Here is a 21,256-nt window from a genome sequence, read left to right as displayed (position 1 = left end):
CAATGTAATCATGGAACAATACACTAAGATCTTGAAGTATTGTTACATTGATACACTGCTGAATTAGTACATTAATTAAATAATTATGGAAAATTTCAGAAAAGAGAGCGATTTATTAGGTGAACTGGAAGTTCCGGTAAATGCTTATTATGGAGTTCAGACGCAGAGGGCAATTAATAATTTTAAAATTTCCGGGCAGCTTTTGTCTTCCTATCCACAGTTTATCAGAGGACTGGCTTACGTAAAGAAAGCAGCAGCTAAGACAAATTATGAATTAGGCTTACTTGAAGAGGAGTTATACTTTAAAATTGCAGAAGCTTGCGATGAATTAATTGCCGGAGAGCTGCATGAGCAGTTTCCTGTAGATATGATTCAGGGCGGCGCAGGAACTTCAATTAACATGAATGCCAATGAAGTGATTGCCAACAGAGTTTTGGAAAAACTAGGCAAAAATAAAGGGCAGTACCAGTTTTGTTCGCCAAATGATCATGTTAATCTTTCTCAATCTACGAATGACGCATATCCTACTGCTATCAAAATGGGATTGCTTCAGATGAACGCAGATCTGGTTGAAAAGCTTGAAAAAATAGTTGAGGCTTTCAGGGCAAAAGGAAAAGAATTCCATGATGTCATCAAAATGGGGAGAACCCAGCTTCAGGATGCTGTTCCCATGACGTTAGGGCAGGAATTTGAAGCCTTTGCCGCTACTTTGGAAGAAGATATTTCAAAACTAAATAATAACGCGAATCTTTTTGTAGAAGTAAATATGGGCGCTACCGCAATCGGAACAGGATTAAATGCTCCGGTGGGTTATGCGACACTTTGCGCGAAAAACTTAGCTCAGCTTACAGGGTTTCCTGTAATTTCCGCACCGGATTTGGTGGAGGCAACCCCGGATACGGGATCTTATGTAATTTATTCTTCTGCAACGAAGCGTCTTGCGGTAAAGCTTTCAAAAATTTGTAATGATTTAAGACTGCTTTCTTCAGGGCCTAGAGCGGGACTTTTTGAGATTAACCTTCCGCCAATGCAGCCGGGATCATCCATCATGCCCGGAAAGGTAAACCCTGTTATTCCGGAAGTGGTAAATCAGGTTTGTTTTAAGGTAATCGGAAATGATCTTACGGTAACCTTCGCGGCGGAAGCAGGCCAATTGCAGCTGAATGTAATGGAACCGGTACTTTGCCATTCCATTATGGAAAATATTCATTTCCTTTGCAATGCACTGGATACGTTACGTGAAAAATGCATTGTTGGGATCACTGCGAACAAGGAAGTCTGCCTGAATATGGTGAAACACAGCATCGGAATTGTAACGGCGCTTAACCCATATATCGGCTACAAGCAATCCACTGAAATTGCAAAAGAAGCATTGGAAAGCGGGAAAAGTGTTTACAACCTTGTGCTGGAGAAAAACCTGCTTTCACAGGAGAAGTTGGATGAGATTCTTGACCCTCGAAACATGTTGAAACCTCACAATAAATAAAATTAATGGGTAAACGATAATTGATGTAAATATTTCAATTGTCGTTTGTCTTTTTTTTATTCATCATTTTATCATTTCACCTTGAAATTTTTAATTATAATTCCTGCCCATAACGAGGAAGATAATCTTTCCTTCACGCTAGATTCTTTACAACGCCAGAGTTTTAAGGATTTTAAAGTTGTGATCGTTAATGACGGATCCACGGACGGAACCTCTCAGGTTATACAAAGATATATTGGACAGGATTTCCGTTTTGAAACTGTTAATCTGGAAAAATCTGCACATCAGCCGGGATCAAAGGTTGTTAATGCTTTTAAAAATGGTTTGAAAACCCAAGATATTGCTAATTTTGATGTTATCTGTAAATTTGATGCTGACATAATTCTGCCGGAAAATTATCTTGAAACGATTGAAAATGCTTTCAAAAATAATCCAAAATACGGCCTTGTCGGCGGACTTTTATACATCGAAAAAAATGGAAGCTGGGTTTATGAAGGGAATTCCAGCAAACATCATGTACGTGGCCCGATGAAAGCGTACCGTAGAGAAAGTTTCATTGAAATGGAAGGCTTACGCGAAACCTTAGGCTGGGATAATATCGATTCTATTTTACTTGAAAATCTTGGCTGGAAAGAAGTTGTGCTGCCCGAGCTCCATGTACAATTAATCAAAGTAAAAGGCATAGATTACACCATAAAGCCGGCGGATTATTACGGAAGATATTTTTATTTTTTAGGGCTGAACAGGTTTCTGGCTTACATCGCCTCTTCAAAGGAAGCAATGAAAAGTAAATCCGTGTCTTTTTTCTTTAAAATAATTAAATCCTATGAATACTGCCGTTCTCAAAAACTAGAATTAAAAATTTCAAAAAAGGAGCAAAAAATCATCAACAATCAACGCTGGAAAATGCTGAAGAAAAAATGGCTGAAGATGTAAAGTGAAATTGTTATTCCGCAGAAATTCAGATAGATTAACGAGATTGCTTCATTCTTCGCAATGACAAAAGAAGCGGGCTTTAGCCCGTTTAGAAAAAATAAAACCGCAATTCGGCTTTAGCCAAAACCTATTAGCAATTGAAAAAAATAGCCTACATAGAAATAGACACCCACGCAGAAGTTGCCCAGGATTTCATAGAAATCATGCAGGAATCTGATGAATTTTCGGTAGATTATTATTTTTCAGAAAAGATAAAGGACCAGATTGTTGATCATGGAGAGCAGGTTTTTCTATCGGACAGTTCAATGATTTTGGATCAGTTGAAGGTGAAAAAATATGATCTTATCATTGTCGGAACGGTTCATCGTTATTTTAATACATTTAAGGTAATTGTAGAAAAATATAATGTTGCGGTTATTGTTCATAATATAAATTTTATGAATGCTTCAAAAGCCGATTTGTTCAAAAACATTTTTAAAGGCGATACAGTTTATAGGTTAAAATTATGGTGGAAAGAAGGTCTGTTTTTTTCATCAAAAGTTTACCAAAAAGCCAAAAGCCTTCTGGTTTTAGATGAAGAGCTTAGCGCTGGTCAATTGAAGTTTTTACCTCTTTTTTATACTAAAGATTTTGAAAAAGCTCAAAATAAAGTTTTTACGATTGTTATTCCCGGTGGTGTTTCTCAAAAGAGGAGAGGCTATGATCGTGTTTTTAAAATTATACAAAATCTAAAAATTGATGAAAATTTCACATTTGTATTTCTTGGAAAAGCAAAAGATAATGAATTGAGGAAATTAGAAGATTTATCTCAAAATCTTTCTGAAAATCTCACACTTAAATATTTCAAAGAGAGAGTTTCCCAAACCGATTTCGAAAGCTGGATGAAGAAAGCAGATATTCTTTGGTGTCCCATTCAGCAGGAAACGGAATTCTTTAGCCAAAAAGAAATATATGGGGTAACAAAAATGACAGGAAATATTGGTGACGCAATAAAATTCGGGAAATTTGCCGTTTTCCCTGAAAATTATCCATCTAAATTAGATTTCATTATTCCAGAGCGTGAAAATATTATAGAGCAGTTTAAAGAGCTTAAAAACAGTCAGTTTGATTTTCAGGAAAAATATAATAAAAAATCGGTTCAGCAGCAATTAGAAAAAGTTTTGAACAGCCTGATTTCTATTTAAATTTAAAAATACTTTTAATAAAGTTTTTGTTTAAATAATCCTCAATTGGAAATACTTTCGTGAAATAATTTCCTATAAAAATCAAAATCAGCACAACGGCAGGCTTGTAAATAAGGTTGATGAAATTACTTTCAAAAGTCGGAAGGACAATGGCCACTGTAATGGCTAATGTACAGATAATCGATACAAAAATCATCTCAATGCTCAAAGGTGAAACCTTAAACATAATGTAATTGAAAATAATCTTGATAACATTATAAGTTGTAAGCGAAATAGCCGTGGATAAAGCAATTCCTATCAGTTTAAGATCAGTATTTTTTATAAAATAAAGGTTCAGTCCGATGGTAAGACCCGCCAGCAACAGCATTACAACAATATTAAATCTGTAATATTTTGAAAGTGAAATGATATTGCCGTTAAATCCTGTTGCTAAATCTACTAAAACCGCTGATCCCCAGATCCATACCACGGGCTCGTATTCTCTCAGCATGACTCCGTTTTTTGGCATAAACTGGGTCAGGAAAGGAAATCCTACCATGATGCAGGAAAATAAAACAGCTCCTAAAAAATATAAACTTAATGACGTTTTTTTATGAAATCTGTCAAGCCCTTCCATATCACCGTCAGCCAAATTTTTACTGATAATAGGCGCTGAAACATTGAACAGCCCAAGCTGAGGGATAGAAATTAGGGAAATCAGAGCATATAAAACAGCGTAAATACCATTTTCTTCCATTCCCATAAATTCTCCGATCATTAAGCTGTTGATCGCTAAATAATTACCAAAAGTCCCTAAAAATCCGAAAAAGCTGTAGTTGAAAAATTCTTTCCAGAAATTATCTTTTTTAAAATATTCGGTGCTGAAATCGAAGTTGATTTTTTTCAGCCTGTTGGTATAATAAATATAGCCAAACAGCATCAACGCAAACATTCCGAAGAAAAAAGTAAACGCTGTTTTTTGGGATAAGGCAAAATAGAAAAACAGACAGAATGCACCCAGGTTCGCTATTTTAGGAAAAAGATTATCAAAGATATTAGAAACAACAATTCTTTTATAGTTAGATGTGTATTTATTAAAAATGGTACAGAATGAAAGCAGCAATACCAATGGCAGAATAATTTCTTTCACTTTCCAGGCTTCTGAATATCTAAATTTTGGATAAACATAAGGAAGCACGAAAAATATTGCCAGAAAAATGATAAAATTAATAAAAACGGCAAGCAGAGACAAAGAAAGCATATTCTGTTCTTTGCCGTCCTTTTCTACTTTGTGAAAAAATTTCACATTGGAATATGAAATCCCCATCACCACAAACGGAACCAGAAATTCTGCGCTGGGAAGTATATAACGCAGCTTTCCGTAAAATTCAAAATCGTTCGGGAAAATGAAAATTGCGGAAATGGTACCCAACAAAAAACCGATATAGCCAATGATGGAATACTTGAATCCTTGCCTTGCTACTACACTCATAAGGATTTTACTGGTTTTTAGGGATGAAAATTATATTGTTAATGTATTCTTTTTTATTTTTTTCATCTTCAGTGTTTTTTAATAGAATTTCTTCCGTTACTTTTTCAAGAGTAAAGGAATTTCTGTCCAGGTATTTTGCATCATAGCCCCAGGACTCCACTTCGGAAATTTCTTCCCAGATCGGGGTGGTGTGATGTCTTTGCTCCATTTCGATCATGAGGGTCGGGCTAAACTGCTGGATGATGCCTTTAGCTCCTGCAAGCGTTTTCATTTCGTTTCCTTCTACGTCTATCTTTATGAAATCCAGTCTTTTAAAATGTTCTATTGCAGCCCAGTCGTCCAGCTTTATCACTTTTACTTTTTCGGTGTGGCTGCTTTCTTCGCCCACTTCTTTGTAATCGGTCTGCAGGGTTCCTCTGGACTGGATCAGTTTTCCTTTAATTACAGGAACTTTAAATTCAGCTGTAGTATTTTCATCAGAAAGTGCTAATGGAAAGACTCTCATTCTTGGAAAAAGCCTTTTCAGGCGTGTGTACAGTTGTTTATTAGGCTCAAAAGCGTAAATTTTTTCGTGATCCAGCTTGTCCTCCAGCTGATACAGAAATGTTCCTACATTGGCGCCAATATCCAGAATTACAGCATGTTTAGGCAGATATTCTTTAATCCAGACCAATTCAGGTTCTACATTTCTTTCCGGGAAATTAGTTTTAGTAAGGCCATTCAGCTTTTTAAAATATCTTTTTTTGTAAAACCCCGGACTGATGTATTGTAACTTTTCTGCAATTCTTTGGTATAAGGACATTGTTAGCTTTTTGAACGAACAGCAAAGATAAGCAAAAATGTTAAACTAATATTAAAATAATGTAATTATAATCTATTGAAAATCAAATGCTTGATAAGTTATTTTTTAGAACTTTTCTCGTTATCTGTTGATAATCCTTAACTATTGAAGCTAGAAAAAGTGAGGATTGAGCCATAATTGTCAACCGCCGGCAGTGAATTTTTGATCAGATGAATCACTATTATTACGCAGTAAGCTCACAATTAACAATTAACCATTCACACTTAAACCACCCTGTCAAAAATTCTTTGAACTTTCGCAACCCCTCCAGAGGAGGAGAGTTTGTAAGCGATATTTTTTTAGATAGAAAGTGGAGTATTAAGAAAATCATTAAGAGGCTTCATGGCCTTGAAAATTACGGTCAGTTTTTTTACAGCGTCTTTGTCCAGAACTTCTTCGTCTTTTAAATTATAAACTACGATAAAGCTTTTTAATTTCAGGTATTCCGCCATTGGATCTTCTTTTTCGAAGCCCTGAGGAACTTTTTTAAGCTTGTCATCCTGATCTAGCTCAGGAAAATATTTTTTGAAATCTTTGTTATTTACAATTTTAATAAAATCATCTCCGTATAATGAAATTTCTTTTCTAAGCTCTTTCAAAACTGAAGATTCAGGCATATAAATTCCTCCGGCGATGAAAGATTTTCCGGGCTCAAGGTGGAGGTAATAGCCGCCTTTCTGGCTTCCTTTTCCCATTCCTAAAGAAGCCCCGAAATTGGTTTTATAAGGTATTTTGTCTTTTGAAAAACGGGTGTCACGATATATTCTGAACAGGGATTTCTTAGCATCTATTTTCCCAAGATCCTGATCAAAACCGGCCATTTCTTTGAGCAGATCTTCTATGAAAGCAATTACGTTTTCCTGAGATTCAGTATAAAGGCTTTTATTTTCTGTAAACCATTCGCGGTTGTTATTTTTATTGAGCTTCTTTAGAAAATCAAAAACTTTTGGAGAAAGGTTTGCGGACATATTTTTTTATTTTTAATCAAATTTAATTAAAAGTTTGAAGCAGCCAAATTTTTACTTACTGTGAAGGGCTTCCGGAATTAATAATAAGCCGGTGTTCATTTTAAAATAATTATTAGAATAAAATTAAAAAATATGTGTTTTTTCTGCGGAAATTGTAAAATATTTTCTTGTTTTGAATGTTAAATTATTGTTTCTCTAATGATACTTCAATGTAATTCAAATAATAATTGTATCTTTGCAAAAATTTTAAAATATTTAATGAATTTATTTACGGAGACCAATTTAAGTCCTGATATTCTTAAGGCAGTTGGCGAACTGGGCTTCGAAAGCCCGACAGAAATCCAAAAACAGACTATCCCTTTTATTCTTTCAGATATTCGCGACTTGATCGCACTTGCGCAAACAGGGACAGGCAAAACAGCAGCGTTTTCGCTTCCGATTTTGGATATGATTGACGAAACGAGTCGCAAAATCCAATTTTTGGTGCTTTGTCCGACACGAGAATTATGTCTTCAAATTACAAAAGACATAAAAAATTATTCCAAGTACATGAAAGACATCAAAACTACAGCAGTTTATGGTGGAAGCAGTATCATGGAGCAGATCAGATCTCTGAAGGATAAACCACAGATTATTGTAGGGACTCCGGGAAGGGTGATTGACCTTATCAACAGAAAAGCACTTGACTTTTCAGCAATTCACTGGCTGGTTTTGGACGAAGCCGATGAAATGCTTTCCATGGGTTTCAAAGACGAATTGGAAACAATTTTAAGAGAAACTCCTGAAACTAAACAAACTTTCCTTTTCTCTGCAACGATGAACAAGGAAGTTGAGAGAATTTCTAAAAATTACCTGACAAAACCACACAGAATTTCTGTAGGTTCTATTAACGAGGTTAAGAAGAACATCAAGCATGAATATTATGTGACAGGTTACCGTCAGAAAAAAGAAGTTCTTAAAAGATTAATTGATTCAAACCCGAATCAGTATTCCATCATTTTCTGCAGAACAAGAATGGAAACTCAGGAAGTTGCCGATTTCTTAATGCAGAACGGTTACGCAGCAGATGCGCTTCACGGGGATCTTTCTCAGGCGCAGAGAGATACGGTAATGAAGAAATTCAGATTGAAGAATATTGATATTCTTGTAGCGACGGATGTTGCAGCAAGAGGCCTTGATGTGAACTCTCTTACACACGTAATTCACTATTCTTTGCCTGATGATCCGGAAGTATTCGTTCACAGAAGTGGTAGAACGGGTAGAGCTGGAAAAGACGGTATTTCTATGGCTCTTATTAAGCCTGAAGAAAGCAGGAAGTTAAAGCAGATTAAATCATCTACGAAGATTGATATCGTTGAAAGCACGGTTCCTACAGGAAAAGATATTATCAAAGCCCAGGTAGGAGGTGTATTTGAAAGCCTTTTTGAAGTACACGAGGATTTCTTTGAATTTGATGATTCTTTAATCCCTGATTTATCTGCATTCACAAAAGAGGAATTGGTGCACAAACTTCTTCAGTTCCAATTGAAAGATCTTGCGCTTTATTACAAAGACAGACATGATCTTATTGAGCAGAAGCTGAGCAGCAGAGATGATGACGGATCCAGAAGAGACAGAAGAGATCGCGACAGAGACAGAGGCAGAGATCGTGAGAGAAGCGACAGAGGAGGAGAGCGTGGCGGAAAACCAAGAAGAAGAAATGAAAACATGGTAAGATTTTTCTTCAACCTTGGTAAAAAAGATCAATTGAAAAAGCTTGATGTTTTAGATATCATCAATAAAGCTACAGCCGGAAAAAGCAAAAAAAGAGCGGAAATCGGTGATATTGAGATCTTAGAGAAATTCTCATTCTTCGAAGTTGAAAAATCTTTCAAAGACAATGTTTTAAGCAACATAGGGTCTATGAAATTTAAAGGAAAAGAAATGAGAGCGGAAGTGGCAAACTAAACGCTTTAAGCATACTTAAAACCGGCTTTTTGGCCGGTTTTTTTATTTGATAACCAGTCGTTAATGCAATGTTAACAAAACTTAATGTTAGATTGTTTCAGGTGAAGTCCTTTTTTAAGAAATTTGCACACGAATTATAAAAACTTAAAAATGGGAATTGGTAATATTTTCCACGCTTTTCAGCCGAAAGATAAAATCTTCTTTGTACTATTCGAAAAAGTTACAGAAAACTTAGTAGCAATGTCTGAGGATTTCAACCACGGGATCAAGGATTTCGATCTTAATGACGATTCTATGTTGAAAAAGATGAGCGATTACGAACACAAAAATGATGAGCTTACTCACGAAATATTCGTAGAACTGGGCAAAAACTTTATCACACCTTTCGACAGAGAAGATATCCACACACTGGCTACAGGGCTGGATGATATTGCGGATTACATCTACGCATCTACAAAATACATTTTCCTATATAAATCGCCTGAGATGAAGGCGTATTCGGATTTTTCCTTACTAATCCACAAGGCATGTCTTGAAATTCAGAATGCCATGAAGAACCTTAAAGGCTTCAAAAACATGGAGCAGGTAAAAGAAGCTTGTATCAAAGTAAATTCTATTGAAAACATCGCAGACGACCTTCTTTCCAATTCTATGGTAGAATTGTTCGAAACAAATGACGCGATCAACATTATTAAAGTTTCATCTGTACTTAATTATCTGGAAGTAGTAACTGACAAAGCAGAAGATGTTGCCAATACTATTGAGAACATCATGATTAAATACGCTTAATTAATAATTATAATTAACAGATGGAATTTCCTATTTTACTTATAGTTATTATCGCGCTGGCTCTTATTTTTGATTACATCAACGGTTTTCATGATGCGGCCAACTCTATTGCAACTATAGTTTCTACAAAAGTTTTAACTCCATTCCAGGCAGTGCTTTGGGCTGCGCTCTGGAACTTTGCGGCTTTCTTTTTAGCGGCTTATGTGATTGGAGAATTTAAGATCGGTAACACGATTGCCAAGACGGTTAATGAAAATTTTATTAATCTTGAAGTGATATTTTCCGGTCTTGTGGCGGCTATTTTATGGAATCTTTTAACATGGTGGTTCGGTATTCCTTCATCATCTTCCCATACTTTGATCGGAGGGTTTTTAGGAGCAGCTTTAATGAATGCCTTCATGATGGATTACCACGATGTAGCTGTAAGTCAGCCGGCTTTAGGCTTCTGGGCGACAATAAAAGAAGCTGCAAATCAGGTTACACATCAGAGTGTAGTGAAATTTAATAAGGTGATTCCTATCTTCCTTTTCATTTTCCTTGCTCCAATTATCGGGATGATTATTTCGATCATTATTACATTAATTATTGTTCACCTTTATAAAAAGTCGAACCCGCATAAAGCAGATAAATCTTTCAAGAGATTACAGCTGGCTTCTTCAGCTTTATTCAGCTTGGGTCACGGTCTTAATGATGCTCAGAAAGTAATGGGTATCATTGGTGCAGCCTTGATTTTTTATCACGTTAATATGCTTCAGGATCCGGTTTATCTTAATATTCCTGCTGCAGAGCGTTTTGATTACTTTGCCGAGCATTACCTTTGGGTGCCTTTGGTTTCGTTCTTAGCGATCGGTTTGGGAACCATGAGCGGTGGTTGGAAAATCATCAAGACAATGGGTACTAAAATCACAAAAGTAACTTCCCTGGAAGGTGTAAGCGCTGAAACTGCGGGTGCAATTACTTTATTCATCACAGATCACTTCGGTATTCCTGTTTCTACTACACATACTATTACAGGGTCTATCATCGGGGTTGGTTTAACGAAAAGAATTTCAGCCGTAAGATGGGGGATTACTGTAAGCTTACTTTGGGCTTGGGTTCTTACCATTCCTATTTCAGCAATTGTAGCCGGGATTACTTATCTTTTGGTAACATTTGTATTCTAAAGTATAAATTAATTACATTATAAAATCAAACTTTGCTCATCCGGGCAAAGTTTTTTGTTTTAACGATTTTTAATGTATTTGTGCAAAAAATTAGTTTTGTCTTTTTTCTTGTTCTATTGTTTACTTTTATTAGTATTCATATATTTGGGAAATATATAAAACATTATTGCTATCTGTATTTATTTTTACGGGATTAGTAAATGCAAAAAATATTGATCTTGAAAAAGGTAAAAAAGAAAGAGAAAAGTCCGAAAATAAAAGTGATCAGGTAGAAAAAACAGATGCTAAATATTAAAGATGCAGTGTATTCAAAATGCAATGTTTGTTTGGTGTACTGGAGAATTTTATCATGATACAGTGTGCTGGGGAGAAGGGTCAGGAACTGCAACATATCAGCAGGCAATTGCAGATGAAATTCATAACTCACAATTATTGACTGAGTACATTTGTGGACAGGGAACAGGCAGTGGTTGGGGAACAGGAGGTCCAAATTAAATTATTTAAAATGCGTTTTTACCTATTACTTTTAATGTTATTTAGTCATATTTTGTATTCACAATCCATGAATAATCTTAAATCAGAGTATGAAGATATATACAAAATTAAAAGCTATAATGATACATTATCAAAATATAATGCTGCAGAAGAGAATTTATCTTTACTAATTAAAGATAATGTGTCATTATTTCGAAGTACTCAAAAAGCAATAAGTGATTCAATTGCGATGGCTATAGGAAAAAAAAGTTTTGAGAATCCAGTTGATGGAAAAGTCATACTGGATATGAAAAATGTTCCTGGTGTTTATTTCAAATCTGAAGTTTTTACGGATAACGGAAAACAAACAATCTACAAAGAGCTGATGAGAAATAGATTTTCTTTTCCCTTGGAAGATCCTATTATTTGGAAGATCGGAACCGAAACTAAAGTGATAGAATCTTATCTATGTAAAAAAGCTACAGGAAAGTATAAAGGGAGACATTATATTGCATGGTTTACCGAATTTATTCCTATTCCTGAAGGACCATATGTTTTTAAAGGATTACCTGGATTAGTATTAGAAGTGTACGATCCTAATGATAATATTCATTTTACGATGATAAGTTTTAAGAAGGTTGAAAAGCCTATGACATTAATGAAAGATGCTTTTGCAACTAAATATTCTACATTTTATAAAGCAAGACAAAATAGTATAGAGAACGCAGCCGGTGTACTTTCAAATCAAACCGGAATTACTTTAAAACCTGCTGATATTGCAAGGATTAATAATAATGCTAAACGCGTAAATAATTATCTCGATTAAAATTTTAAAACTTTGCTCATCCAGGCAAAGTTTTTTGTTTGTAGGATCTGGGGGAATTTGGAGCTTTTTCCTGCTTTCCGCACTCGCTATTTTTCAGGCTTCAGGGGCGGCGGCAAAGCCGCCGCCCCTGAAGCCTGAAAAATGAGCTCAAACAAATGCTTCAATCAGGGCTAAGGTGGCAGTCGCATATTCAAATTATGAAAAATAACCACAGAGTTTGTCATTCCGTAGAAATCCAGGCACGAATTTTCCCATTTAATTTTCAAATACTATGCCTGGATTCCTGCGGAATGACAAACTACGCAGTAATAAATCGAGCGTAAAAAGAAAAGTTTAATCAAATAAAAACTTTAAGATTTTCATGAATTTAAGATAAATAAGTATTCACATAAAAATTAAGTCCTCACTTCTTAAAACGGTGAGGTTTTTTGTTTTATAAAGCCCTGAAAAATTGTATTTTTGTTCAAACTATTAGAAATATGGAATTTTTAGACAGATACCAACAGATCGTTGCTGATGCCATTACCAAATACACATTTAAAGACAAGCCGGCGGAGCTTTATGAACCGATGAACTACATCATTTCCCATGGTGGAAAACGTCTCCGTCCCATTATGGTTTTAATGGCGTGCGACTTATTTGGTGGAAATCTGAATGAAGCCATTAAGCCTGCTCTGGCGATTGAGTTTTTCCATAATTTCACCCTCATTCATGATGATATTATGGATGAAGCACCGTTGAGAAGAAACAAGCCTACGATCCACACTTTACACGGGATTAATGTAGGGATTCTCTCAGGAGATGGTCTCATGCTGAAGGCTTACAAGTTTTTTGAAGACCTTGAACCTGAAACTTTTAAAGCATGTATCAGGATTTTCACACATACAGGCTTGCTTTTATGTGAAGGTCAGCAATATGACATTAATTTTGAAACTCAGGAGAATGTAACTTTTGATGATTACATCAGGATGATTACTTACAAAACCGGAGTTTTAAGCGCATCTTCTTTTGAAATCGGAGCATTGATTGCTAAAGCTAACTTTAAAGATGCAAAAGCAATCTTCAACTTCGGAAAACACATCGGAATTGCCTTCCAGATTATGGATGATTATCTGGACGTATTTGGGGATCAGGCGCAGTTTGGTAAAAAACATGCAGGGGATATCTACGAAAACAAAAAAACAGTGCTTTACCTTATGGCGAGAGAACACGCAACGGAAGAAGAAAGAAAAGAGCTGGATTACTGGTATTCTAAAAAGACGGATAATATTGATAAAGTCTACGGCGTAGAAAAGATTTTCAGAAGAACGAAGGTTGACGAAAAAGCATTACGTTTAATCGAAAAGCATAACGAAATCGGACAAAGCTATCTTCAGAAAATTGATATTCCGGAAGAGAAGAAAAAACCGTTCACTGAACTGGCAAATTATTTATTGAGAAGAGAAAGTTAAAATTAGGCTCCAGGTCTTAGGAATTAGGATTTAGCTTTTTAGGGCTACGATAACCAATTCCTAAATCCTTATTCCTAATCCCTAAAATATGAAATTCAGGACAGAAGTTGATATCAAAGAATCGCAGAAGAAAATTGGAGTTGAAGATAAAATATTTTCAATCGGTTCCTGCTTTTCTTCAGAAATGTCTGAACTTTTTCAGCAGGGACAATTACAGACGGTTAATAATCCTTTTGGAACCATTTTCAACCCCTTTTCGATCAATAATGCTTTTAAAAGGCTTCATGATGCCGACTTTTATATTGAAGATGAATTAATAACCTTTAACGATGAATTTATTTCTCTGGATCATCACACAAGCTTTGATACAAGATATATTCACCAGACCTTAAATAAAATCAATACGAAGATTGAAGAAGGGAATTCCTTTCTTCAGGAGGCTAACTGGGTTATCATAACCTACGGAACATCATTCATTTACGAGTTTATTCCAAAACAGAAACTGGTAGCCAACTGTCATAAAATTCCTCAGAAATTCTTTGAAAAAAAGCTGTTGACCACTCAGGAAATCGCTGATTCTGTTTACAATACTGTTTTAAACTTAAAAGATATTTGTAAGGATGATGTTCAGATTTTGTTTACGGTTTCACCGGTTCGTCACACAAAAGACGGAATGATTGAAAATCAACTGAGTAAGTCAAAATTAATCACGGCGATTCATGAGGTTATTACTCAATTTGAAAACTGCCAGTATCTTCCGGTGTACGAAATTTTAATGGACGATCTTCGGGATTACCGTTTTTATAAAGAAGATATGATTCACCCTAATAGCCAGGCTGTTAATTATATTTTTGAGAAATTCGGGAATGCTTTTTTCTCTTCTGAAACCAAAGATTTTATTAAAGAAAACTTTAAAATAATTAAAGCGCTGGACCATAAAACAGATGATGAAAAAGATCCGAAATATATTGAGTTTAAAGAAAAATTAAACCAAAGAATCAAAGTACAGCAGCAAAAAGTAAAGCACAAAATTTTTTCAGATGACTGATTTTACAACCATTGATTATTTAAGAAATGGGAATGAAAGGCAGAAAAGGGCTTACCAGATTCTCACAAAGCATCGGTTATTTGAAAAACTAAAGGATTATCATCCAATACTGGCCGGAACTGTTCCCATTGAAATTGATGTTGACGGAAGTGATCTGGATATTATTTGTGAGGTTGATCTTAGGTTTGAAGAAGATTTTTTGGACGATTTAATGTTCAGCAAATTTATTCCTCACAATATAGAAGTTAAGGTTGAAAATCCAATTATAAATGGCGAAAAATGTATCATTTTAAATTTTAAGCTTGAGGAATTTCCTATTGAAATTTTCGGACAAAATAAACCGACAACTGAGCAAAATGCTTACCGCCACATGATTGCAGAATACAAGATATTAAAGGAAAAAGGAGAAGATTTTAAACAAAAAATAATAGAATTAAAGAAAAAAGGAATCAAAACAGAGCCTGCTTTCGGAATATTGCTGGGCCTCGAAAACCCTTATGAAGATCTATTGAAATTTTAAGAAAATGATTGATACTCATACACATTTATACGCAGAAGAATTTGATGAAGACAGAAAGGAAATGATTCAGAGAGCTCTGGATAAAGGGATTAATGAATTTTATCTTCCTGCCATAGATTCAGAATCTCATGAAAAAATGCTGCAGCTGGAAGCAGAATATCCAAGCCGGATCTTTTCGATGATGGGGCTGCATCCCTGTTATGTAAAGCCTGAAACCTGGGAAAAAGAGCTTGATATTGTAAAAAACTATCTTAATGAGAGAGATTTTCCCGCAATCGGGGAAATAGGTGTTGATTTGTACTGGGACAAAACGACCTTGGATATCCAGGTAAAAGCTTTTGAGCAGCAGATTGACTGGGCCATTGAAAAAGACCTGCCGATTGTAATTCACACCAGAGAAAGTTTTGATGAAACTTTTGAGGTATTAGAAAGAAAAAAGCACCCGAAATTGAGAGGAATCTTCCATTGCTTTTCCGGAAATCTTGAACACGCGAAACATGCCATCGACTTAAATTTTACACTGGGAATCGGTGGAGTAGTAACCTTCAAAAACGGAAAAATAGATCAGTTTTTGAACGAAATTCCGTTAGAAAAAATTGTTCTGGAAACAGACTCTCCTTATCTTGCTCCGGTTCCTTACCGCGGGAAAAGAAATGAAAGCTCCTACCTCGATCTTGTAGCCGGAAAGCTGGTGAATATCTACGGAAAAGATTTCTCTGAAATAGACAGGATCACTACGGAGAATGCAAAAAGAATATTTAATACTATTGAATAAACTAAAAAATCCGTTTCACAGGTGTGAGACGGATTTTGTTTTATTTTTTTCTTGTGAAATTCTTATTCTTAGGCTTTTTAAAACTGATAGAGTTATTATTTTCGCCTGTAGGTTTCTTTTTGCGGTTATTAGACCTCGGTGGACCTGATTTTGGAGCGTTGGATCTTTCTGACAGCGGAGCTGGTTTATTGTTAGAATCCCTTTTTTGAGCCACCAGATCATCAGTGTGGAAAGGATGATCTTTTACCACCGGGATTTTCTTGCCGATCAGTTTTTCTGTATTCTTTAAATTTAATAAATCCAGACCGTCCACAAATGATATTGAGCTCCCTTCTGCGCCGGCTCTGCCTGTTCTTCCTATTCTGTGGACATAGGTTTCTGAAACGTCTGAAAGCTCAAAATTGATAACATATTTCAGCTCATCAATATCAATTCCCCTTGCCGCAATATCGGTTGCCACCAAAATTCTGGTTTTGCCTGATTTGAAGTTGCTAAGGGCATTTTGTCTTGCATTTTGAGATTTATCTCCGTGGATAGCTTCCGTTGTAATATTGCTTTTCTGCAGCTTTTGGGCAATTTTATTTGCGCCGTGCTTGGTTCTTGAAAATACAAGAACAGAATCGGAAATATCATTTTTAAGGATATGAGTAAGAAGATTCAGCTTGTTTTCCTTTTCAACAAAATATACGGATTGCTTAATGGTATCAGCAGTTGATGAAACAGGTGTAACTTCCACTTTTACAGGATTGTTCAGTATGGAGTCTGCCAGTTTCTGAATTTCTGCAGGCATGGTTGCAGAGAAAAATAAAGTCTGTCTTTTTTGCGGTAAAAGCTTGATGATTCTCTTTACATCATGCACAAAACCCATATCCAGCATTCTGTCTGCCTCATCCAGAACGAAAATTTCAAGATTTTTTAAGCTGATAATTCCCTGAGCGATAAAATCCAGTAATCTTCCCGGAGTGGCTACCAGAATATCAACGCCTCTTCTCAGTGCTGTTTCCTGGTTTCCCTGTTTTACACCACCGAAAATAACGAGATGTTTTAAAGGCAAGTATTTTCCGTAGGCTTTGATATTTTCCTCAATCTGAATTGCTAATTCTCTTGTAGGCGTTAATATTAAAGCTTTAATATTTTTATTGGGTGTTTTATTTTTAGAAAGATTTTGTAAAATAGGAATGGCAAAAGCAGCTGTTTTTCCGGTTCCTGTCTGAGCACATCCCAAAAAATCCCTGTGATTTAAGATTTGTGGAATCGATTTTTCCTGAATAGGAGTAGGGTTCGTATATCCTTGTTCCTGTATTGCTTTTGCAATAGGCTCGATTAATTGTAAGTCTGTAAAATTCAAATGAATTGTTTTTTAATTAAATAAAAATTCCTTCAAAAGGAAGGAATTATCTTGCAAAGGTAGTTTAATTATTTTAAAGTGAGTTATTTCACTTTCGCCATTCCTGATTATTTCTCAGATCTTCAATAAAACGGTAAACTTCTACCAGCTTTTCGGTTTTATTTTTGCCATAATCTTCAATTTTTTCCGTTGTTCCGTCAGTAAGTTTAAGCTTCAAAATGGCTGTCCAACGACCATTTACCATATTATCTCCGGGTTTGTAAGCTGGTAAGTTTTTAAAGTCTATGCTGTTTAATAAATAAACCAGTTTGTTATAATCTTCTTTTTTTATAGTTCCTTGCAATTTTTGAGGCTGTACACTTCTTGGATTAATTTTTGAAGAATTAGAAGGGGTTACCTCTAAAGCAGCTGTTCTGTCGGCATTGATCGTTATTGCAATATTGGGATTAATATCAAAATAAGATGTTGACGTATATTGAATTACAGCATATTTCGACTGACTGTTTTGCTTGGTTTGCGCATATTGAGAATTGCATGAAAATAATAAAAGAAATGCAAAAAGAGGGAATAAATATTTCATTTTTTAAGTTTTAAAGGAATCTCTCAATAATTATTCCAAACAGTCGATTAGTACTTTTGACAACAGTTACAAATAAAAGCTTTGAATAAAAAAAAATTCTTCATTGAGAAGAAATCATAATTTGTAAAGATATAATTTAAATATTTTGATTAAATTATTTCACTTTTGTCCACTGCTGGTTTTTTCTTAAATCTTCAAAAAACTTATAAACTTCTGCCAGTTTTTCGCTTCCATGTTTTCCGTAATCTTCCACATGCTTTGAAGTTCCGTCCGCGAAAGTAATACTTAAATAGGAAGAGGGAAGATCGCTGATATTCCTTTCGCCATACTTTTCATTTAAATTTTTCACATCCAAACCATCCAGTAAAGCGATTAGCTTATTGTAATCTTCTTCTTTAATTGTTCCTGTAAAAGTGCCTTCGCGTGTCTTGGAAAATTCGTCTTTTGACGGCTTGTCAGTAAAATTAAAATGTTCTGCATCAAAGACTGCTGTCCTGTCCGGATTGATGGTCATTTTAAAGATCGGACAAAATCCGAAGCATGCCGTTGCATTATATTCAATTTTAGAATATTTTGAATTCGCTTTTTGAGAATTGCAAGAAAATAAAAAGACAAATGCACAAAGGGCTAGTAAATATTTCATTAGTTTTAAAATTTGTTTTGGAATTCTTTCAATAACTGTTCCAAAATAAAAGAATAAAAAAGAGAAACATGACGCTTCTCTTTAATTTTTATTAATATATCAATTTATCCGTGAAGCTGTTTCCAGATCGCATCTTTCAGCTCTATAAGGCCTTCGCCCGTAACTCCGGAGAAAAACAAAGGCTGTTTGTTTTCAGGGAATTCGGCTGCGATTTCTTTTTTCAGTTCATCATCCAAAAGGTCGGATTTCGAAACAGAAATAATGAAATCTTTATCCATGAGCTCTGGATTATACTCTTTCAATTCGTTTTCAAGGATCTTAAATTCCTGGAAATGGTCTTCAGAATCCGCAGGAATTAAAAATAATAAGATTGAATTTCTTTCAATATGTCTTAAAAATCTGTGTCCCAATCCTTTACCTTCTGCCGCGCCTTCTATAATTCCCGGAATATCAGCCATTACAAAAGATTTATAATTTCTGTAATCAACAATTCCTAAATTGGGCGTTAAAGTAGTAAATGCATAATCTGCAATCTTTGGTTTTGCAGCAGAAACAGATGCTAAAAGTGTTGATTTTCCGGCATTTGGAAAACCTACCAGACCTACATCAGCTAAAATTTTAAGCTCAAATACAATGTAGCCTTCCTGCCCAGGCATTCCCGGTTGAGCGAATCTGGGAGTCTGGTTGGTAGAAGATTTGAAATGCTCATTTCCTTTTCCGCCCATTCCACCTTCCATCAGGATAATTTCCTGTCCATCTTCTAAAATTTCACCGATGATCTCTCCATCTTCATTTTTAGCGATGGTTCCTATCGGAACTTCAATATAAACATCGGCTCCGTAAGCTCCCGTCAGCTGGTTTTTTCCTCCGTTTTCACCGCGCTCAGCCTTTACGTGACGCGTATATCGGAGAGGAAGTAAAGTCCATTCATTGGCATTTCCCTTCATGATAACGTGGCCTCCGCGACCGCCGTCTCCACCGTCAGGACCACCTTTCGGGATGTATTTTTCACGGCGAAGGTGGGCAGAACCTGCACCTCCGTGACCGCTTTTACAATGAATCTTTACGTAATCTACAAAATTTGACATAATTTTAGGTCTTAGGATTTAGGGCTTAGAGCTTAGAATTTAGTGTAAACAACTATTACCTAACTCCTAAACCCTAATTCCTTATTTTACTTTTTCTACTTCCGCAAAAAGCTTTTCAGAGATTTCGTTGATGTCTCCTACACCGTTAATCTCTACATATTTGCCTTGTTGCTTGTACAGTTCGGCTACTTCTGCTGTTTTTGCGTAGTATTCTTTTATTCTGTTTTCGATGATCTCTACATTGCTGTCATCTGATCTTCCGCTGATTTCTCCTCTTTTCAGCAATCTTTCAACTAAAATCTTGTCTTCAACCACCAAAGAAAGGCAAACATCAATATCGTCATTCAGTTCTTCTTTTACGATTTTTTCCAGTGCTTCTGTCTGAACGGCAGTTCTTGGATATCCGTCGAAAATAAATCCTGCAGTATCGGTTGGTTTTCTGATTTCGTCAATCAGCATATCTGTTGTTACCTGATCCGGAACCAATTCTCCTTTATCGATGTATGATTTTGCTAATTTCCCAAGCTCGGTATCATTTTTCATATTGAATCTGAAAAGGTCACCTGTTGAGATTTGCTTTAAATTAAATTTCTCGATTAAATTTTGCGCTTGCGTTCCTTTTCCACTTCCTGGAGGGCCGAACAGAACAATGTTTATCATAATGTTAATTATGCTTCAGACTGTAAGCAAGTAAGCTTTAGGCCTTTAGCTTTTTTAGTTAATATTTACTTTTTTATTCGATTAATATTGAAAGCTAAAAGCCAGTAGCTAATAGCTATCGGCAATCTAATGATTGATCTGTCCGTCTTGCAGCTGGTACAAATTAGGTAAGTTTCTTCCCAATTCATCGTAATCTAATCCGTAGCCTAAGACAAACTTATTTGGAATTTCTTTTCCGATATAATCCAGCTTAAAATCTTTTTTATACACTTCAGGCTTCAATAAGAACGAAGCGATTTTTACAGATTTCGGACGTTGTGTTTCATTAAAATATCTGAAAAGGCTTTCAACCGTATTTCCTGTATCTACAATATCTTCTACAAGAATAATATGACGGTCTTTTACATCTTTTGTAAGCTCCATTTTCTGGTAAACAATCCCTGTGGATTCTGTTCCTACATAGGAGCTCATCTGGATGAATGCGATCTCACATTCTCCCGGATAATGCTTCAAAAGGTCTGAGAAGAACATTATAACTCCATTCAAAACTCCAATAAAAACAGGAACCTCATCCTTATAATCCTCATAAATCTTTAAAGCCGTAGCCTTTACAATCTCCTGAATCTCGGCATCCTCCAAATAAGGAACAAAAGTTTTGTCGTGAACTTTAATACTTTCCATAAAATTTCTAGTAGGCGGCAAAGTTACGGATTTTTGATGAAAGTTTCCTATGAGTTCGAGGGGATTGTGTTGAAGGATTTGAGTATAATAGCGTTTTAGGGGTTTAGTGTTGGTGAGTTTTTTTGCATTAGTCATTCAAAACAAAGAGCAGTTGAGTGAAGAATCTGTTTTAAAGTATTTAATCTTAATATTTTTGGATATCTAAAATGTTTGTCATTCCAGAGGTAATGTAAGTAAAGAAATTAAGCTTAGGTTTGGGATCCTTGTCAAGGTTTAAAACCTTGACAAGGATTAATTATCTGAAAAAAAATAAAATATTTAAAAATCCTTATCTTTGCATTTCACAAAACCCAAAATAACAGCATGTAGGATATAAT

Annotated in this window: 22 protein-coding genes; 13 read left to right on the top strand and 9 right to left on the bottom strand. The window is 35.4% G+C overall.

Annotated elements, in window-relative coordinates; genetic code table 11:
* The first annotated feature begins 85 nt into the window (after positions 1–85).
* The 3 genes from aspA (at position 86) to H560_RS0105660 (ending at position 3,606) form a co-directional block, all read left to right on the top strand.
* Complete coding sequence (gene aspA / locus H560_RS0105670; RefSeq protein ID WP_027379150.1) at positions 86–1,486, top strand: aspartate ammonia-lyase; 1,401 nt, start codon at positions 86–88, stop codon at positions 1,484–1,486.
* 81 nt (positions 1,487–1,567) lie between these two features.
* On the top strand, positions 1,568–2,422 hold the full coding sequence (locus tag H560_RS0105665; protein ID WP_027379149.1) for a glycosyltransferase family 2 protein: 855 nt from the start codon (positions 1,568–1,570) through the stop codon (positions 2,420–2,422).
* Positions 2,423–2,559: 137 nt separating this feature from the next.
* Complete coding sequence (locus H560_RS0105660) at positions 2,560–3,606, top strand: hypothetical protein (RefSeq protein WP_027379148.1); 1,047 nt, start codon at positions 2,560–2,562, stop codon at positions 3,604–3,606.
* On the opposite strand, the gene H560_RS0105655 is transcribed toward H560_RS0105660, so the two are convergent.
* From H560_RS0105655 to H560_RS0105645, 3 genes are all read right to left on the bottom strand, one after another.
* Positions 3,599–5,077 carry a lipopolysaccharide biosynthesis protein gene (locus H560_RS0105655; RefSeq protein WP_027379147.1) on the bottom strand — a complete coding sequence of 493 codons (1,479 nt, stop codon included), beginning with the start codon at positions 5,075–5,077 and terminating at the stop codon, positions 3,599–3,601. The genes H560_RS0105660 and H560_RS0105655 overlap by 8 nt on opposite strands.
* 7 nt (positions 5,078–5,084) lie before the next feature.
* A complete protein-coding gene (locus tag H560_RS0105650; RefSeq protein WP_027379146.1) occupies positions 5,085–5,879 on the bottom strand; it encodes an FkbM family methyltransferase in 795 nt (264 codons plus the stop codon).
* A gap of 338 nt (positions 5,880–6,217) precedes the next feature.
* Positions 6,218–6,886, bottom strand: coding sequence for a DUF2461 domain-containing protein (locus H560_RS0105645; RefSeq protein ID WP_027379145.1), 669 nt, complete (start codon positions 6,884–6,886; stop codon positions 6,218–6,220).
* A 258-nt stretch (positions 6,887–7,144) separates the two neighbouring features.
* Here H560_RS0105645 and H560_RS0105640 point away from each other — a divergent pair, with 258 nt between their 5' ends.
* The 10 genes from H560_RS0105640 (at position 7,145) to H560_RS0105590 (ending at position 15,879) form a co-directional block, all read left to right on the top strand.
* On the top strand, positions 7,145–8,833 hold the full coding sequence (locus H560_RS0105640; RefSeq protein ID WP_027379144.1) for a DEAD/DEAH box helicase: 1,689 nt from the start codon (positions 7,145–7,147) through the stop codon (positions 8,831–8,833).
* Positions 8,834–8,983: 150 nt separating this feature from the next.
* Positions 8,984–9,622 carry a DUF47 domain-containing protein gene (locus tag H560_RS0105635; RefSeq protein WP_027379143.1) on the top strand — a complete coding sequence of 213 codons (639 nt, stop codon included), beginning with the start codon at positions 8,984–8,986 and terminating at the stop codon, positions 9,620–9,622.
* Positions 9,623–9,642: 20 nt separating this feature from the next.
* Positions 9,643–10,785: an inorganic phosphate transporter gene (locus H560_RS0105630; protein WP_027379142.1), complete on the top strand. Its 1,143-nt coding sequence runs from the start codon at positions 9,643–9,645 to the stop codon at positions 10,783–10,785.
* A 166-nt stretch (positions 10,786–10,951) separates the two neighbouring features.
* Positions 10,952–11,080: a hypothetical protein gene (locus H560_RS23550; RefSeq protein ID WP_262486260.1), complete on the top strand. Its 129-nt coding sequence runs from the start codon at positions 10,952–10,954 to the stop codon at positions 11,078–11,080.
* 2 nt (positions 11,081–11,082) lie between these two features.
* Positions 11,083–11,280: a hypothetical protein gene (locus H560_RS21150; RefSeq protein WP_034752223.1), complete on the top strand. Its 198-nt coding sequence runs from the start codon at positions 11,083–11,085 to the stop codon at positions 11,278–11,280.
* 10 nt (positions 11,281–11,290) lie between these two features.
* Entirely contained in the window at positions 11,291–12,085 is a 795-nt protein-coding gene (locus H560_RS22275) for a GLPGLI family protein (RefSeq protein WP_081413926.1), read from the top strand.
* Positions 12,086–12,564: 479 nt separating this feature from the next.
* Positions 12,565–13,536, top strand: coding sequence for a polyprenyl synthetase family protein (locus tag H560_RS0105605; protein WP_027379141.1), 972 nt, complete (start codon positions 12,565–12,567; stop codon positions 13,534–13,536).
* 88 nt (positions 13,537–13,624) lie between these two features.
* On the top strand, positions 13,625–14,584 hold the full coding sequence (locus H560_RS0105600) for a GSCFA domain-containing protein (RefSeq protein WP_027379140.1): 960 nt from the start codon (positions 13,625–13,627) through the stop codon (positions 14,582–14,584).
* Positions 14,577–15,104, top strand: a complete 528-nt coding sequence (locus H560_RS0105595; RefSeq protein WP_027379139.1) for a DUF4269 domain-containing protein — start codon at positions 14,577–14,579, stop codon at positions 15,102–15,104. Before H560_RS0105600 ends, H560_RS0105595 begins: the two co-directional genes overlap by 8 nt.
* A 4-nt stretch (positions 15,105–15,108) precedes the next feature.
* Entirely contained in the window at positions 15,109–15,879 is a 771-nt protein-coding gene (locus H560_RS0105590) for a TatD family hydrolase (RefSeq protein WP_027379138.1), read from the top strand.
* A gap of 40 nt (positions 15,880–15,919) precedes the next feature.
* On the opposite strand, the gene H560_RS0105585 is transcribed toward H560_RS0105590, so the two are convergent.
* From H560_RS0105585 to hpt, 6 genes are all read right to left on the bottom strand, one after another.
* Positions 15,920–17,227, bottom strand: coding sequence for a DEAD/DEAH box helicase (locus H560_RS0105585; RefSeq protein WP_027379137.1), 1,308 nt, complete (start codon positions 17,225–17,227; stop codon positions 15,920–15,922).
* A gap of 88 nt (positions 17,228–17,315) precedes the next feature.
* Positions 17,316–17,807: a DUF6438 domain-containing protein gene (locus H560_RS0105580; RefSeq protein WP_027379136.1), complete on the bottom strand. Its 492-nt coding sequence runs from the start codon at positions 17,805–17,807 to the stop codon at positions 17,316–17,318.
* Between the two features lie 154 nt (positions 17,808–17,961).
* A complete protein-coding gene (locus tag H560_RS0105575) occupies positions 17,962–18,450 on the bottom strand; it encodes a DUF6438 domain-containing protein (protein WP_027379135.1) in 489 nt (162 codons plus the stop codon).
* Between the two features lie 104 nt (positions 18,451–18,554).
* Positions 18,555–19,538: a GTPase ObgE gene (gene obgE, locus H560_RS0105570; RefSeq protein ID WP_027379134.1), complete on the bottom strand. Its 984-nt coding sequence runs from the start codon at positions 19,536–19,538 to the stop codon at positions 18,555–18,557.
* Between the two features lie 81 nt (positions 19,539–19,619).
* Entirely contained in the window at positions 19,620–20,198 is a 579-nt protein-coding gene (locus H560_RS0105565; protein WP_027379133.1) for an adenylate kinase, read from the bottom strand.
* Positions 20,199–20,324: 126 nt separating this feature from the next.
* Positions 20,325–20,879, bottom strand: coding sequence for a hypoxanthine phosphoribosyltransferase (gene hpt / locus H560_RS0105560; protein ID WP_027379132.1), 555 nt, complete (start codon positions 20,877–20,879; stop codon positions 20,325–20,327).
* Between the last annotated feature and the right edge of the window lie 377 nt (positions 20,880–21,256).

The sequence above is a fragment of the Chryseobacterium daeguense DSM 19388 genome (assembly GCF_000430825.1).
Classification (GTDB): Bacteria; Bacteroidota; Bacteroidia; order Flavobacteriales; family Weeksellaceae; genus Chryseobacterium; species Chryseobacterium daeguense.
This window is presented reverse-complemented; position numbering and strand designations above follow the sequence as displayed.